This is a genomic window from Rossellomorea sedimentorum (assembly GCF_046237645.1).
GTDB classification, from domain to species: domain Bacteria; phylum Bacillota; class Bacilli; order Bacillales; family Bacillaceae_B; genus Rossellomorea; species Rossellomorea sedimentorum.
In genome coordinates this window covers 3490224-3503358 of the sequence record NZ_CP143546.1, presented here as the reverse complement: position 1 = coordinate 3503358, position 13135 = coordinate 3490224, and the positions used below count along the sequence as shown (strand labels likewise).

General features: G+C 42.7%; 14 protein-coding genes. 5 read left to right on the top strand and 9 right to left on the bottom strand.

What is annotated here, in order from left to right:
* The first annotated feature begins 83 nt into the window (after nt 1-83).
* The gene (locus tag V1502_RS17230) at nt 84-329 is read left to right on the top strand and encodes a hypothetical protein (RefSeq protein ID WP_409251830.1); all 246 of its coding nucleotides are present in this window, start codon (nt 84-86) and stop codon (nt 327-329) included.
* A 205-nt stretch (nt 330-534) separates the two neighbouring features.
* Nucleotides 535-1113: a DUF5366 family protein gene (locus tag V1502_RS17225; RefSeq protein WP_409251829.1), complete on the top strand. Its 579-nt coding sequence runs from the start codon at nt 535-537 to the stop codon at nt 1111-1113.
* Nucleotides 1114-1182: 69 nt separating this feature from the next.
* On the opposite strand, the gene V1502_RS17220 is transcribed toward V1502_RS17225, so the two are convergent.
* From V1502_RS17220 to V1502_RS17185, 8 genes are all read right to left on the bottom strand, one after another.
* Nucleotides 1183-1335 carry a YvrJ family protein gene (locus V1502_RS17220; RefSeq protein ID WP_409251828.1) on the bottom strand — a complete coding sequence of 51 codons (153 nt, stop codon included), beginning with the start codon at nt 1333-1335 and terminating at the stop codon, nt 1183-1185.
* Nucleotides 1336-1673: 338 nt separating this feature from the next.
* Nucleotides 1674-2222: an N-acetylmuramoyl-L-alanine amidase gene (locus tag V1502_RS17215; RefSeq protein WP_409251827.1), complete on the bottom strand. Its 549-nt coding sequence runs from the start codon at nt 2220-2222 to the stop codon at nt 1674-1676.
* Between the two features lie 18 nt (nt 2223-2240).
* The gene (locus V1502_RS17210) at nt 2241-2873 is read right to left on the bottom strand and encodes a D-Ala-D-Ala carboxypeptidase family metallohydrolase (RefSeq protein ID WP_409251826.1); all 633 of its coding nucleotides are present in this window, start codon (nt 2871-2873) and stop codon (nt 2241-2243) included.
* A 426-nt stretch (nt 2874-3299) separates the two neighbouring features.
* Nucleotides 3300-3518, bottom strand: a complete 219-nt coding sequence (locus V1502_RS17205) for a hypothetical protein (RefSeq protein ID WP_409251825.1) — start codon at nt 3516-3518, stop codon at nt 3300-3302.
* Nucleotides 3515-4093 carry a sigma-70 family RNA polymerase sigma factor gene (locus V1502_RS17200; protein ID WP_409251824.1) on the bottom strand — a complete coding sequence of 193 codons (579 nt, stop codon included), beginning with the start codon at nt 4091-4093 and terminating at the stop codon, nt 3515-3517. The genes V1502_RS17205 and V1502_RS17200 overlap by 4 nt, the downstream gene beginning before the upstream one ends.
* A gap of 743 nt (nt 4094-4836) precedes the next feature.
* Nucleotides 4837-6078, bottom strand: coding sequence for a S8 family peptidase (locus V1502_RS17195; RefSeq protein ID WP_409251823.1), 1242 nt, complete (start codon nt 6076-6078; stop codon nt 4837-4839).
* A 589-nt stretch (nt 6079-6667) separates the two neighbouring features.
* Nucleotides 6668-8518 (bottom strand): transglycosylase domain-containing protein, encoded by a 1851-nt coding sequence (locus V1502_RS17190; protein ID WP_409251822.1) that lies wholly within the window; start codon nt 8516-8518, stop codon nt 6668-6670.
* Between the two features lie 51 nt (nt 8519-8569).
* On the bottom strand, nt 8570-9781 hold the full coding sequence (locus V1502_RS17185) for an MFS transporter (RefSeq protein ID WP_409254380.1): 1212 nt from the start codon (nt 9779-9781) through the stop codon (nt 8570-8572).
* A gap of 499 nt (nt 9782-10280) precedes the next feature.
* Between V1502_RS17185 and kapD the strand changes: the two genes are divergently transcribed.
* The gene (kapD, locus tag V1502_RS17180; RefSeq protein WP_409254379.1) at nt 10281-10925 is read left to right on the top strand and encodes a 3'-5' exonuclease KapD; all 645 of its coding nucleotides are present in this window, start codon (nt 10281-10283) and stop codon (nt 10923-10925) included.
* Between the two features lie 236 nt (nt 10926-11161).
* On the opposite strand, the gene V1502_RS17175 is transcribed toward kapD, so the two are convergent.
* Nucleotides 11162-11560: a kinase-associated lipoprotein B gene (locus tag V1502_RS17175; protein ID WP_409251821.1), complete on the bottom strand. Its 399-nt coding sequence runs from the start codon at nt 11558-11560 to the stop codon at nt 11162-11164.
* A gap of 419 nt (nt 11561-11979) precedes the next feature.
* On the opposite strand from V1502_RS17175, the gene V1502_RS17170 reads away from it, so the two are divergent.
* Entirely contained in the window at nt 11980-12738 is a 759-nt protein-coding gene (locus tag V1502_RS17170; protein WP_409251820.1) for a peptidylprolyl isomerase, read from the top strand.
* A gap of 123 nt (nt 12739-12861) precedes the next feature.
* Entirely contained in the window at nt 12862-13068 is a 207-nt protein-coding gene (locus V1502_RS17165; protein WP_409251819.1) for a hypothetical protein, read from the top strand.
* The last annotated feature ends 67 nt before the right edge of the window (nt 13069-13135 follow it).

The window sequence follows — 13135 nt, the reverse complement described above, 5'->3', positions numbered from 1 at the left end:
TGATGGCTTGTCATAAAATTTGTCCATTCTAGCGAATAGTATGAACCAAAAAAGCGCATGCTATCCGTAGGTGGTGATGTAGTATGCGAATGAGAAAAACCGTTTCAGCCATGATATTTTCCAGCCTGTTTATTGGCGCCTGGTACGTACAGGAGCAGGGGGAAAAAAGGAATCAGTGGACTAACAAAAATCTGCTGCACCCAGCCGGTTTGGAAGATGAAGTTGCAGAGGTGGAAGCCCCTTTAAAGGCAGAGCCTGTCGCAGACCTGCAGGAAGAGATGATTTACGAACCCTTCAAACCAAGGGAGTATATCCGGCTTGCAAAATAACTGGAGATAAAAAAGGCCCATACAGCTGTGCCCATCTTTCTTTACCCTTTTTTGTCTCCCTTCATTCGAATATAATTTTTCACGCTAGCAAAGTCACGCAGTCAATATGGCTGCTTCCATATTCAGGATCATACCCTCCCCTTTTCAAACCGCTGATAAAAGATTATGATGAACTTGCGGTAAATTTATTCTAGGGGAGAACTGTGTGCGAAATACATACTTGACCGGTTATTTGCCTTTATTCTCTATACTTTTGTTCAGTTTAACGTTTTCAGTTTATGGAGTCGAAGTGTTTGTCGACCTTTTTAAAAAAATCGGGGTTTATCCGGGGATGCGTGAGTTTCTGTCGGATCTCGAATTGAAATTCATACTTCTTATATTCCTTATGATCGTTTGTTTCATGGTGTTTGCAGCTTTAAAATTGATTGCAGAGACAATCAATGAAGTATCTCTGCTTTTTTTCTCACAGGATGATGAAGGGGAGATCCTGCATAGGGTGCGTTCGGGGTCGATGGTATACTTTATCGGAGCATTGGTCTCGGTTGTCAGCTTAAGATCCTTTCTCGGGCTTTTACTCATTTTTCTGATAACATCGATTGCCTATTTCGTTTATTTTATTTATAAGATTAGTCCCTCTCTGACCAAACCGGGATTATTAGGGGTCATTTTCTTTCAAGTGATTACCTGGTCTTCATTATTTTTGATTGTATTCTTAGTCGTGTTGAAGTTATATAACGGATTGTTGGCAAGCCTGCCAATCATTTCTGAAGTGAAATTAAATTAGTCAATAAAAAAGGTATCGAACCATGGAGTGGTTCGATACCTTTTTTTGCTGCAAATCAGAACACAGCTGTTATCCGTCTTTTTTTGAAAAAGCTTTTGAAAGGGAGTGGATGGCAAGTTCCAGCTGTTCAAGTTTTCGTTCCAGTTTTATCAGGAGAAAAAGAGTAACGGCTATAGGGAAGCCGAAGTTACCTAGTAACTGGACAAATACAGAGTATTCCATGTTACATCCTCCTTTTTATAAGGCTCTTTTCGTAACTATTGTTGCTTGAATGAAGCAGGTGATTTCCGCTTCAGGTGCGCGACTCCGCTGGCCGCTGGAGCTGGATGAGTCTCCTCAGCAGGTATGGTCCGTTCCTGTGGGTACGGACCCCGGGGGTTACGTTCCAGTGGGTACGTAACCTCGGGCGCTGGAACTAGACGTCCGCTAGTCCCGCAGGAGATTGCACACCTTCCGCTCCAATCAACCAATCAATAAACAGGTCCAAAAAATTTATTCTAAGAAGCAAGCAGCAATCTTTTAGAAAACAGCCTTGTATAAAGTGATCGGTCACTCTTCGTTCAAGGCTGTAAGTTCAACGCTTTGGCAATTCCTGAGGCAACAGCCTGTGAAAGGCCATCTATAAATTTGGGATCTTTAAGATGTTCTGCATCAGCTGTTGAATCAATGAAAAGGTTTTCCAACAATACCGCCGGCATCGCTGTTTCTCGCAAGACTGCAAAATTCGCTTCTTTTTGCCCCCTGTCACGAATTCCGTATAGTGAGTAAAAATTCATCAGTTCCGCATGCATGACGTCTTGTCGTCTCCCTGTTTCAGTTGCAGCTGTTCCAGGATAGATGAAGCTTTCAAAGCCAGTTCCTCCGCCGGCATTATGGTGCAGAGAGACAAAATAATCCGCCCCTATATTATTGGCTCTATCCGCTCTCTCTGAAAGTCCGGCATAAACATCGCTTTCCCTTGTTAAGCGGGCATCTACGATATACTGGTCTTCAAGCAATTTTTGTACCTTTAATGCAATCGTCAATGTAAGTTGTTTTTCCTTTAAATTGTTACCAGAAGCTCCCGGATCTGTTCCTCCGTGCCCTGGATCCAGCATGATTAATGGCATATACGCTTTCCTCCTTGTTTAGGACCAGTAGTAAAATTGTGAACCATATGGGTATTCAATTCGGCTGTCGGCATGTACGAAAGTGTTATATGTGATGATTCCGCTGAATCCGCATGTTTTGGCGACTGCGGCTGTTTGTGAAGGAGTTTTGCCGGAAGGATCGACATCCGCTGCCACTCCGTAGGTATGCATGCTGTTGGAAGCGCCGCCTACATTGCGGTTATGATTTATGCTTCTGAATCCGGAATTAATGGTGACAGGTACATTTCCAAGTTTCTTTCTCAGGGCTTCGAGCTTGTACATCAGGCGGCGTACATTTTCCTTTACCTCGCTTGATCCCGCGTTTCCTCCTGAAAAACCGCTTCCATCCTTTGAATAGAACTCACTGAAGGCAAAATGGGCAGTCGATCCGTCACTTCCTTCAAGAGCGTTCAGCTGACTGTGAGTTTGAGGTCCTGCAATCCCATCGACTGTGAGTCCATATGCCTTCTGAAATCGTTTAACGGCAGCTTCAGTCCCGTTCCCAAATACTCCATCGACAAGCACGTACGTTTGAGAGGCGGTATCCGCAGCCCAGCCGGCCACCCGAATCTGAAGTTCCTTGACATCGCTTCCTGAATCACCATTTCTCATTGTTCTTGTCCAATTCATCAAAGCATCTCTCCCATAAGTTTATTAGACAGCCCAGGGATGAAGTGAGAGAAGGATCATCCCAACCCCTCTTTCACTGTTGTGCTTGCCTTACACTTTATAAAGAAAAGGAGGATGGCTTATCCACAACCCTTGAACGAATAAGTTTATGAATAGCTCACTCTTGGCAAATCGGAACTGCTGACTTTCTTGGTGATTGTTTTTTTCATACGAGAGGACTAACAATCCGAAAGTCGCTGAACGGCTGAACCCGCTAATCAGTTCACCGGCCCCCGCGGAGTCCCCCAGCTGGAGTGGATATTAACTACCGAATTCCAGCAGCAACAATAGTTACATCATTTAAAAACACTCTTTAACCCGAATGACAAAAAAGGCAGGCTGTACGAAAAACCGTACAACCTGCCAGAAATAGCAGTGACACAACCGTTATTTCATTAAATCAAACAGCCCGGGAACCTCTTCCAAGGAATAATTTCTTACATATCCAATGACTTTAATCTTTAATTCCTGTTCAAGATCCTCACGATTATCCGGGCGTGTTAAATGTAATAATTTCTTGATTTTTGGCTCAAATGTACTCACCACATTCACTTCATAATGAGTGTTTTCCTTTGCTTCTTTAACCATATTGTATAGAGTGATCATGCATCTTTCTCTCCTTTCTCTAAGGCATTCTTAAGTTTCTTTAATGCCTTTCGATGGGTTTTAGATACAGCCTGTTGGGTGACTCCCAATATTTCAGCAATCTCGGTATCGCTTCTCTCTTCTGCATATGCTAAGTTCAGAATGAATCTTTGCCTCTCTGTCAATCTTTGGAATGCTTCCATTAATGTTTCGTCACTGATAGATTCTTCCAGATTTTTTTCTGTGTAATAGCTGGTTGCTTCAGTATCTGCAATCATCTCTTTATAAGATGCATCCTCACCATCACCTAATGGCTTGTCCAGCGTCAGAAGCTGCCGGTCTCGTTCCAGCCTTGCTTTCTTATCGAAGTTAACACTATGAAAGTAGAGGGAGGAACTTACATACGATGTAAATCGAATACCGAAATAATGAGCTTTGAAAGCTTCGTTCAGACCATCTTCTGCCGAATCACTTGGATCCTCAAGGAATTCTTCAAGGAGCTTCCTATTTTCTTCACGGCTGAGGAACGACTCGACCACTTGGTTGTCCTTTAAATCGGGATAAAGGTTATAAAATTTTTTTCTTAATGCATCCATCTTTACTCACCACCAATAGAACGTATGTTCGGTTTAGGGTCAAAAAAAATATCGAGATCTTTTTGCTTTTATTTAGGCTCTTTTCGGAAACTTTGTTGCTATTTAATACAAACTTTAAAAAATATCTACTAAATTAACCAGAAATAGCCTGATAAACAAGGAAGAAAATAGCTAATACACCTTGTTCAGAGAAAAAAGTCCTTGAATTCAAGGGAAAAATCCGGCTCTTTGGATTTTTCCGAGAGCAACAATATATACGAAAACAGCGTTTATTTATTAAAGAAGTCAGAAAGATAAAATTGACAACCTTCCATATAAATATCGTTCCATTGTCCTAATTATTAAACCATATTTTCCTATTTTCTGAAAGTGAGGAAGGTACTAAGTTTCCTAAATATAGCAGACAAGGTTGATGTTCCGGTGGATCGTACAGAACATTCTTTTAGGCATAATGCCTTTCATGAGAGAGAGTCTCAAGACGCTTTTGAAGAAAAAACAAGCCGTTGATTACTAGTATTGCAAGTGGATGATAAAACAGCAAAGAACCATTTTTCTTCGCCATTCGTCTATAGGAGTGCCGGCATTTTTGCTGTTTTTTGGACAGACTTGGCGATGGAGACTTCGGAGGTTGTGATATTCCGACAGTACGGACTATTTTTTAATAGGGAGGATGATGCCACCTCTTAAAATTAAAGAGAAAAACACCTATCTGCCAAAACAGATAGGTGCTGTTTTATTGCTTTTTACGGATTTACAGTCGGGAATCCAAAACCGGAAGCATAGTCATCCCCTGCGGCTGCACCGGAGCCACCAAGGATATCGTTATTTTTAGCTCGATTCTGAATTTCTGCACGAAGTTGTGCTGCAGAAAGAGCAGGGTTTGCCGCCCAGATTTTCGCAGCCAGGCCGGAAACATGCGGAGTCGCCATCGATGTCCCGCTGATAGTATGGTAAGTGCCATCGTACCAAGTGGATTCGATTGCGCGTCCTGGTGCAGATACTTCCACATCACGCACACCAATCACATAATCACCATCAGTGTCTGGGTTTCCGCGGGAAGAGAAATCAGCTACACGGTAGGTTCCGTTTTCCTGAACATCTTCAAGTGCGGCTACTGCTACAGCGTTTACTACAGCGCCAGGGTATCCTATAGTATTAGCTCCAGGACCGGAGTTACCAGCTGCCGCTACCACAAGTACACCTTTACTGTATGCGTAATTAACAGCGTCTGTAATAAGCGAACTTTCTGAACTGGATCCCAGTGACATCGAGATGACCGTTTTGACATTTAAGCGCTCGGCTTCATCAGCCGCATAACGGATTGCTGCTGCGATATCATCAGAGTACCCGGAACCACGGTCATTCAATACTTTATAGGCCCATAGTTTGGCATCGGGTGCCACACCATAGATGCCGTCTCCGGCACCTCCGTCAGCTAGGACTGTTCCAGCTACATGGGTTCCGTGTCCGTTTTTATCTTCACAAACGTTTGTAACAAGGTTTGCTTTTCGCTGGGAGAAATCATTACATTGTTCCACGTTGTTGGCAAGGTCAGAATGATTGGTATTGGCACCCGTATCAAGGACTGCCACTCTTACTCCGTTACCACCTGTAGTGGCGCTGACATTTGGATCTTCATACATGGCTTCAATTCCCCATGGAGTTTGGTCGCTTGGGGCGGCTGTTGCAGTTGAACCAGGCTTAGCATTCAATGATACTTTATCAACGAGTTTGACAGAAAAGTTTTTATTTTTTTGCAAAGCATTATATTGTGCTTCCGTTACGTCAGTTGAGAAGCCATTCTGATCAAAGTCCCATCTAACACCGTAATTTTGCTTAGCGCTGCTTTCAGCCTTTTCATTGGAAGATGAAATAAGAATACGGACCTTCTCCGCATTACCTACCGCATCAACGTTACTATGGTAAGCGGGACTGACCAAAAGAGCACTCATTACGACAGTTCCAAGAATCTTTCCTACTTTCATTTACAACATCCTCTCCAGTTTTTTTTGTGCCAACCATCGGAGATACACATCTGTATCTCCCGTGAAAAGCTCCCTCCCTTTCTTGACTTTTTTACAAGAATCATCTAGCTGAACTAACTATGTAGTGATCCTTACTAAATTGGATTGTAACAGAATTAATATATTTTCAGAATAGATTAAATATTCGGCGGAAAGTGAAAAGACTAGATAAATTAAAGTAAAAGGGTGAAACATGTTAAAATATATGAAAATTTTCATCATAAAGGTAAAAAACATATAGAAAACGGGAGCAATAGTCTTGAATTTTCCCAACCAGTTTTTTGAAACCTTTTCATTTGATTGTAAAAGGCTCTATTCGTAAACTTTGTTGCTATTTAATACAAACTTTAAAAAATATCTACTTAATTAACCAGAAATAGCCTGATAAACGAGGAAGAAATAAGCTAATTCACCTTGTTCAGAGAAAAAAGCCCTTGTCTCCAAGGGGAAAATCCGGCTCTATGGGTTTTTCCGAGAGCAACAATATATACGAAAACAGCGTTGTAAAATGATGGATGCCAATAAAAAAGACCAGAGTTTATACTCTGATCTACTTCATGATATCTCTCCAAATCAAATGACTGGGCCGGTCACTTTCTATACTTTCCATATTCTGCGGAATGTCATATCCAATCCAGACCCCTGTCGTATAACGGTCCGTCAGACCGAGCACCCAGTAATCATTATAGTTATTGGTGGTCCCCGTTTTGACGCCGGCATTAGGCTTGTTCACTTTTGCCCATTTTCCTGTGCCGTTCTGCATGGAGTTGGACAGCATCGCTCTTATCTTCTCGGTTGTCTGCTGGGACCATATGGTTTCTCTTGGCTCGTTCCATTCAAACAGGAGCTTACCTTTATAATCCGTTACCTTCGTGATGGCGCGGGCTGGCTGGTAATTTCCATCAATAAAGGATGTGTAGGCATCCGTCAATTCCAGGGGGGACAGGCCGTAAGTGAAGCCCCCTATGGATGCGGCATACGTATAATCCTGCTCCTGGACTTTTTCGAAATCAAATGATTCCAGCTTAGCGAACGCATTGGCAATCCCGACTTTTTCAAACAAGCGGAGGGCCGGGGTATTATAGGATTGTGAGAAAGCTGTGTTCATCGTGACAGTCCCGTATTGCCTGCCGCCATAATTAATCGGGCAGTAGTTGCCTATGCAATAGTTATCAGCACTTACCCGTTCAGAGATGGAAGCTTGAGTCTGTTCAATATAAGGACCATAAACCAAAAGCGGCTTTATGGCAGAACCAGGCTGGCGGAATGCTTGGTAAGCATGATGGAAATTATACTTTTGATAGTCATTCCCGCCAACCATTGCAATGATCTGGCGTGACTGGTTATCAATTGTGATGCTTGCTCCTTCAATCCCCTTATAATTCAACCTCGTTTGAAAAGCTTTCAGGCTTTTCTCCTGTATATCATGGTCAAGGGAGGTGTGAATGATAATACCTGAATCAATGATATTGCTCATACGCTTTTCAAAAGCATCATAGATATTCTGCTTTTCTTCCTCATTTTTCGCCTCTTCAAGCTTTTTTAAAAACCCTTCCTGCTTGGCAACAAGTTCTCTTAATTCGGATTCAACATAGACGGCGTAATCAGGATACAAATCTGTTTTTTGGCGGAGGTTTAACTGAATGGCGACATTTTTCAGTTCTGCCGTTTCCTGTTCTGTCAGCTTTCCGGTCTGCTGCATGATATCCAGAAGCCGCTCCTGCCTGACTTTCGTCTGATCGAAATGGTCGACAGGGTCATACTTATTCGGATTATTCGGGATGGCAGTAATAAATGCAAGCTCTGCCTTGTTCAGCTCATTGAGAGATTTCTGGAAATAGTATTGTGATGCAGTCTCAATTCCATAAACGCCGTTGCTGAAATAAATGACATTGAGGTACAGCTCCATGATTTCTTCTTTGCTTAGGGATTTCTCAATTTCATGGGCATAAAACAATTCGGTCAACTTTCGGTTATAGGTTTTTTCCTGTCCAAGATAAAGGTTTCTCGCCAGCTGTTGTGTAATGGTACTTCCGCCTTGCTGGATATGGGTAAAGACAAGGTTTTTGACTAGAGCCCTCATAATGGCGCCTGCATCGAAGCCGACATGTTCATAGAAATGCTGGTCTTCTGAAGCAACCAAAAGTTCTTTTGCGAAATCAGGGATCTCCTCGTGATCGGCATACAGCCGGAAAGGCCTGTTCATTTCGGAAAAAACGCTTCCGTCTTTATCAACCATCAGGCTGGTCTTTGTTACGTCGAACTGATCTTCACCCACTGCATCCTCGAGTGCATTATGAAAACCCTGTACTTTATGAACCTCTTTTGCGGAGGAAAACAAAATGAATAGGAAAAAAGGAAACAATGAAAATAGTAAAATATAACCGGTGAAGGTTCTCATGCTTTCAACTCATCTCTGGCTTTATTAGGATTCTAAAGCACTGCTTCAGAATTAATATGGCTCATTTACGTACTTTTCGGAATGCCGCATACTCCACCATAATAATCCAAAAGCCGCCAAGAATAAAGCACCCGTGATATAGAAAATTGAGGAAATCCCGGCAAAGCCGGAAAGGACCCCTCCCAGCACCGGTCCGGCAACGTTTCCCAGGAATCGGAAGCTTTGATTATACCCGAGAACCTCCCCCTGCATGGAAAGGGGGGCTTCCTGCCTGATATAGGCCGTTACACTCGGAATCATTCCTCCAATCGCAATCCCGAATAGGAAACGGAAAAGAACCAATTGCCAAAGATGTTCCGATAGGGCTTGCGGGATGATGAAGACGCAGGCCAGGACAAGTAATATGGAAAGAACCTTTTCATACCCGATTTCATCCCCGAGTTTCCCCCATTTTCTTGTGGCGAGGAGATTACCGACACCCGTAGCTGAAAAGGCAAGGCCTGCCAGGAAAGCGATATTGGTGGTCGAAGTCAGTTCATCCACATAAAGGGCTAAAAGCGGCTGAACGCTGAAATTCGCAACCTGAATAATGAAGGAAATGATCATGACGGTTAGAAGCAGCTTATGTTTTGCAATATGCAGCAGGACCTCCTTGCTGGAATAGCTTGTTTTTTTAGACGAAGTTTTGGACGTTTTTCTAACTTCTCTAATGCCGAACAGGACACCTGTTGCTGCAAGGGCAATCGCAATCGAGGTAATGATGAATGTATAGGAAAAGCCGAACGAATCGGCCATCACTCCCCCAAGGACTGGTCCGAATAATCCTCCTGACACAGTACCCATCTGGAGGGTGCCTAGTGTCTTTCCAGCAATTTCTTTAGGCGTCTGGGCTGAAATAAGTGCAATGGAAGTGGGGATGAATCCTGTGACAGCCCCCATCGCCATTCGAAGCAGGAACAAACCTGCGACAGAGTCCACAAACCCCATCATGAATATGGAAAGGGAGATGCCATAACCGGTGATTAAAAGGATTGGTTTGAAGCCATATTTATCACCGAATCTGCCCCATAGGGGGGAAATGAAAAACGCGACCAGGAATGTAATGCCGAATACATAGCCGGACCAGCGCTGAACATACGCGCTGTCGTAGGTTCCGAATGTTTCTAAATAAAGGGAAAGGAAAGGGAGAACCATTGTGGCACTGGCGGCGACCAGAAAGTTTGCGAACCACATGATCATCAGGTTTCTTTGTTCAGTAGAGATAAATAACACCTTCTTAAAATTATTGAAAATATTTCGTTTCGCTAAATATTAATAGTATAAAATATTTGTAAGCCTCTGCACAATATTACTGCTTTCCCGCGGGCAAAATCCGGGGCATGCCCTGGCACTTTGTCTAATGGATCCTGTGATCCTGAAGCTTGTAAGAATGTAATAGGGTCTTTTTTTAGGTACCCGGAACCGTTTTAGAGCAATCTTGTTCTTTTTTAATACTGCAGCTGCAGCAGCTTGCAGAGTTTATTAGTAAAGAAAGCTAATTACGTTTTTATCCCTAAAATTTTGAAATTGTCATAATTTTTAGTGTAATCATGATATAATAAATAGAATAAAGACGCAGAGATTAAATTTGGGTTTTATAAAGTCTGTACTTCCATTAACGAGTACCGTTTTATATGGGTGTTTTTCATCAGCGGAGGCCCGCCCGTTGGACCATATTTGGGGGTTCGCTTCTAGAAATGTTACTGTCCAGTTTAGTGGAGAAATGATCGAATGTGAGGAGGGGATTCAGTTGAAAGGCAATCAATTAATCATCATTGATTTTGAATTTTCCATGCCGGAAAGGCAGCAGAATCCGCGGGGCTTTTACCCTGAAATAATTGAGACCGGACTGGTGGCAGTACAGAATGGGAAAATCACTGATAAGTTTTCAACGTATGTAAAGCCTTCTGCCTTTCCTGTGTTAACGAAGCGCTGTAAACAATTTTTATCAATTTCCCAGAATGATGTAGATAATGGGATACCATTTCATTCATTGATACAGTACTTGAGTGAAATGAATCGAAGAGGGAAGAACAAGATCATCACCTGGGGCAATATGGACATGAAAGTTCTGCGGAACAATTGTAATAAGGCGGGAATCGATTTTCCATTCACAGGAGAATTTATTGATTTGTCCATGGAATACAAACGGTTTTTCGGCGACCAGAACCAAACCGGGCTGTGGAAAGCGGTCCAGGAATATGGACGGGAAGGGGTCGGTAAACATCATAAAGCGCTTGATGATGCTTTGACGACTTACCATATTTATAAGTTGGTTGAAAAAGATAAAAAGTATCTGGATAAAGCGGAACCGACCACCATTGGAGACCGCATCGACTTGTCCAAACTGTTCAATCAGATGGCATGAAAAACCCAAATCAATTATTGATTTGGGTTTTAATAATTTAACGCTGTTTTCGTATATATTGTTGCTCTCGGAAAAATCCAAAGAGCCGGATTTTTCCCTTGGAGACAAGGGCTTTTTTCTCTGAAAGAGGTGAATTAGCTCTTTTCTTACTTGTTTATCAGGCTATTCCTGGTTAATTAAGTAGTTTTTTTAAAATTTGTATTAAATAGCAACAATGTTCACGAAAAGAGCCTAATTTAAAGGGTAATAGAATACATCAATTCGTATTCCCGCTTCACGCTCTCCAGCGTTTCAAGGCTCTTTTGGGCAAAGTCTGAATCCTCTGCCTCCAACTGGGCTTTTAATTCGTTGAAAGAACGAATCAGCGTTTCATTGTAATCTGGAAGCTCCCCTTCGTAAGGCTTCACCATCTTCTCAGGGATATTGGCTCTTTCCCTGAAAGCCAATGCCTTCCTTTCGTGAAACAGAGGAACGTCTACATCTTTGGGATTATGAAGATCACCTTGGCGCGGATGTTTTAAAACAGCAAGTATTTTGACGACATAAATCCCTGGGCGGGAGTCTGTCACTTCCCCTATGTATTTTCCTGTCTTGTAGAGAGCTGTTACGAGATCTCCGTTGTTGAAAGCGGACATGCGTCATCCTCCTTATCTTTTAATTTTTGGCTCTGTTAAAGAGTAATGTTGATTTCTTAAGCATTATGATTGATAGATTTTCGCTACAGGCGCGCGACTCCGCGGGGCAGGCGGTGAGCCTCCTCGGCTGCGCCTGTGGGGTTACGTTCCAGTGGGTACGTAACCTCGGGCGCTGGAACTAGACGCCCGCTAGTCCCGCAGGAGATCGTACGCCTTCCGCATCAATCTACTATGATAATACCTTTGAAATATATAATTTATCTCCTAGGAGTCCTAAATAACATCACCATCAACTAACAAAGCCTAATTTTTATATAGCAATTGCTTCCATTGTAATTCATAATAAAAAGTGTTGCCAGCCAGTAGACTATCATCTATTATACATACAAATCAATCTTTTGAAGACGGGGGAATTTATCATGCAAAAGTACATAGCAATCGCTGCAGCACTTCTTGTGCTGATGTTGTCTGCGTGCGGGACAGCAGGTCAGGAAGAGCAAAGCCAAAACAATGGTCAGGATGAAACAGCAGGAAATGAAAATGAACAGGCACAAGAAACGGTTGAAGCTGTTGATGACAGTGATGTCACTTATCCGCAGTTGACGGAAGAAATTCAGGAGAATGAAAAAGCTGTTAAAATGATTACGAACATGGGAGACATCACAATTAAGTTATTCCCTGAACAGGCACCTAAGGCAGTGGAAAACTTCATGACCCACAGCAAAGAAGGTTATTATGAAGGCGTTACTTTCCACCGGGTCATCAGTGACTTTATGATCCAAGGGGGAGATCCGGAAGGGAACGGTACAGGCGGAGAAAGCATCTGGGGTGATTCCTTTGAAGATGAGTTTTCAAAAGAATTGTTAAATATACGTGGAGCGCTCTCCATGGCGAATGCAGGGGCCAACACGAATGGAAGCCAGTTCTTTATCGTGCAGAACGCCAGCCTCGATCCGGCTTTAGAGGAGCAGATGGCGGCAGCAGGCTTTGGTAAGAAAGCCATAGAAATGTATATGGAGCGTGGCGGGACTCCTCATTTGGATAACCGTCACACTGTGTTTGGACAAGTCATCGAGGGAATGGATGTCGTTGACGCGATAGCTGCCGTCGAAACTGGTGCAAACGATAAGCCAGTAGAAGATGTCGTCATAGAAAAAATAGAAATCATTAAAGAATAAGAGTGTAGAAAGGCAGTTGTTTCCGTAAGGGGCAGCTGCTTTTGTTTTGGTTTTCGACATGGTTTTAACCAAACGGAATTGATATAATGGCTACAGTTTGAGAAGTTGAAAGGAGATATTATTATGCTTAATGCATTTATCTTAAATCTGTTTCTATATTTCCCAGAAGATAAATCCGAATATATCCCTGCTGCCTTTTGGATGATTTTATTTGGTACAGCTGCAGTCCTGACCTTCCGCTGGATCATCAAAATCTCAAAAAAAGAGGAAGAGAAGACGAGGCAGGCTGAAGAAGAAGCCCGGAAAGCCGCTGATGAGAACCATCGTTAAGGAAACTCCCGAGTCCTTTTGCCCGGCTGAGTGTTTTGCTTCCGCTTTTGGTGACGTTAGTCGAGCA

Coding starts and splice junctions, on each gene's coding strand:
- V1502_RS17230 (WP_409251830.1), top strand. CDS start 84: ATGCGAATGAGAAAAACCGTTTCAGCCATGATATTTTCCAGCCTGTTT.
- V1502_RS17210 (WP_409251826.1), bottom strand. CDS start 2,873: ATGAATTGGACAAGAACAATGAGAAATGGTGATTCAGGAAGCGATGTC.
- V1502_RS17220 (WP_409251828.1), bottom strand. CDS start 1,335: ATGGAATACTCTGTATTTGTCCAGTTACTAGGTAACTTCGGCTTCCCT.
- V1502_RS17170 (WP_409251820.1), top strand. CDS start 11,980: ATGCAAAAGTACATAGCAATCGCTGCAGCACTTCTTGTGCTGATGTTG.
- V1502_RS17200 (WP_409251824.1), bottom strand. CDS start 4,093: ATGGATGCATTAAGAAAAAAATTTTATAACCTTTATCCCGATTTAAAG.
- V1502_RS17195 (WP_409251823.1), bottom strand. CDS start 6,078: ATGAAAGTAGGAAAGATTCTTGGAACTGTCGTAATGAGTGCTCTTTTG.
- V1502_RS17215 (WP_409251827.1), bottom strand. CDS start 2,222: ATGCCATTAATCATGCTGGATCCAGGGCACGGAGGAACAGATCCGGGA.
- V1502_RS17165 (WP_409251819.1), top strand. CDS start 12,862: ATGCTTAATGCATTTATCTTAAATCTGTTTCTATATTTCCCAGAAGAT.
- V1502_RS17175 (WP_409251821.1), bottom strand. CDS start 11,560: ATGTCCGCTTTCAACAACGGAGATCTCGTAACAGCTCTCTACAAGACA.
- V1502_RS17205 (WP_409251825.1), bottom strand. CDS start 3,518: ATGATCACTCTATACAATATGGTTAAAGAAGCAAAGGAAAACACTCAT.
- V1502_RS17190 (WP_409251822.1), bottom strand. CDS start 8,518: ATGAGAACCTTCACCGGTTATATTTTACTATTTTCATTGTTTCCTTTT.
- kapD (WP_409254379.1), top strand. CDS start 10,281: ATGATCGAATGTGAGGAGGGGATTCAGTTGAAAGGCAATCAATTAATC.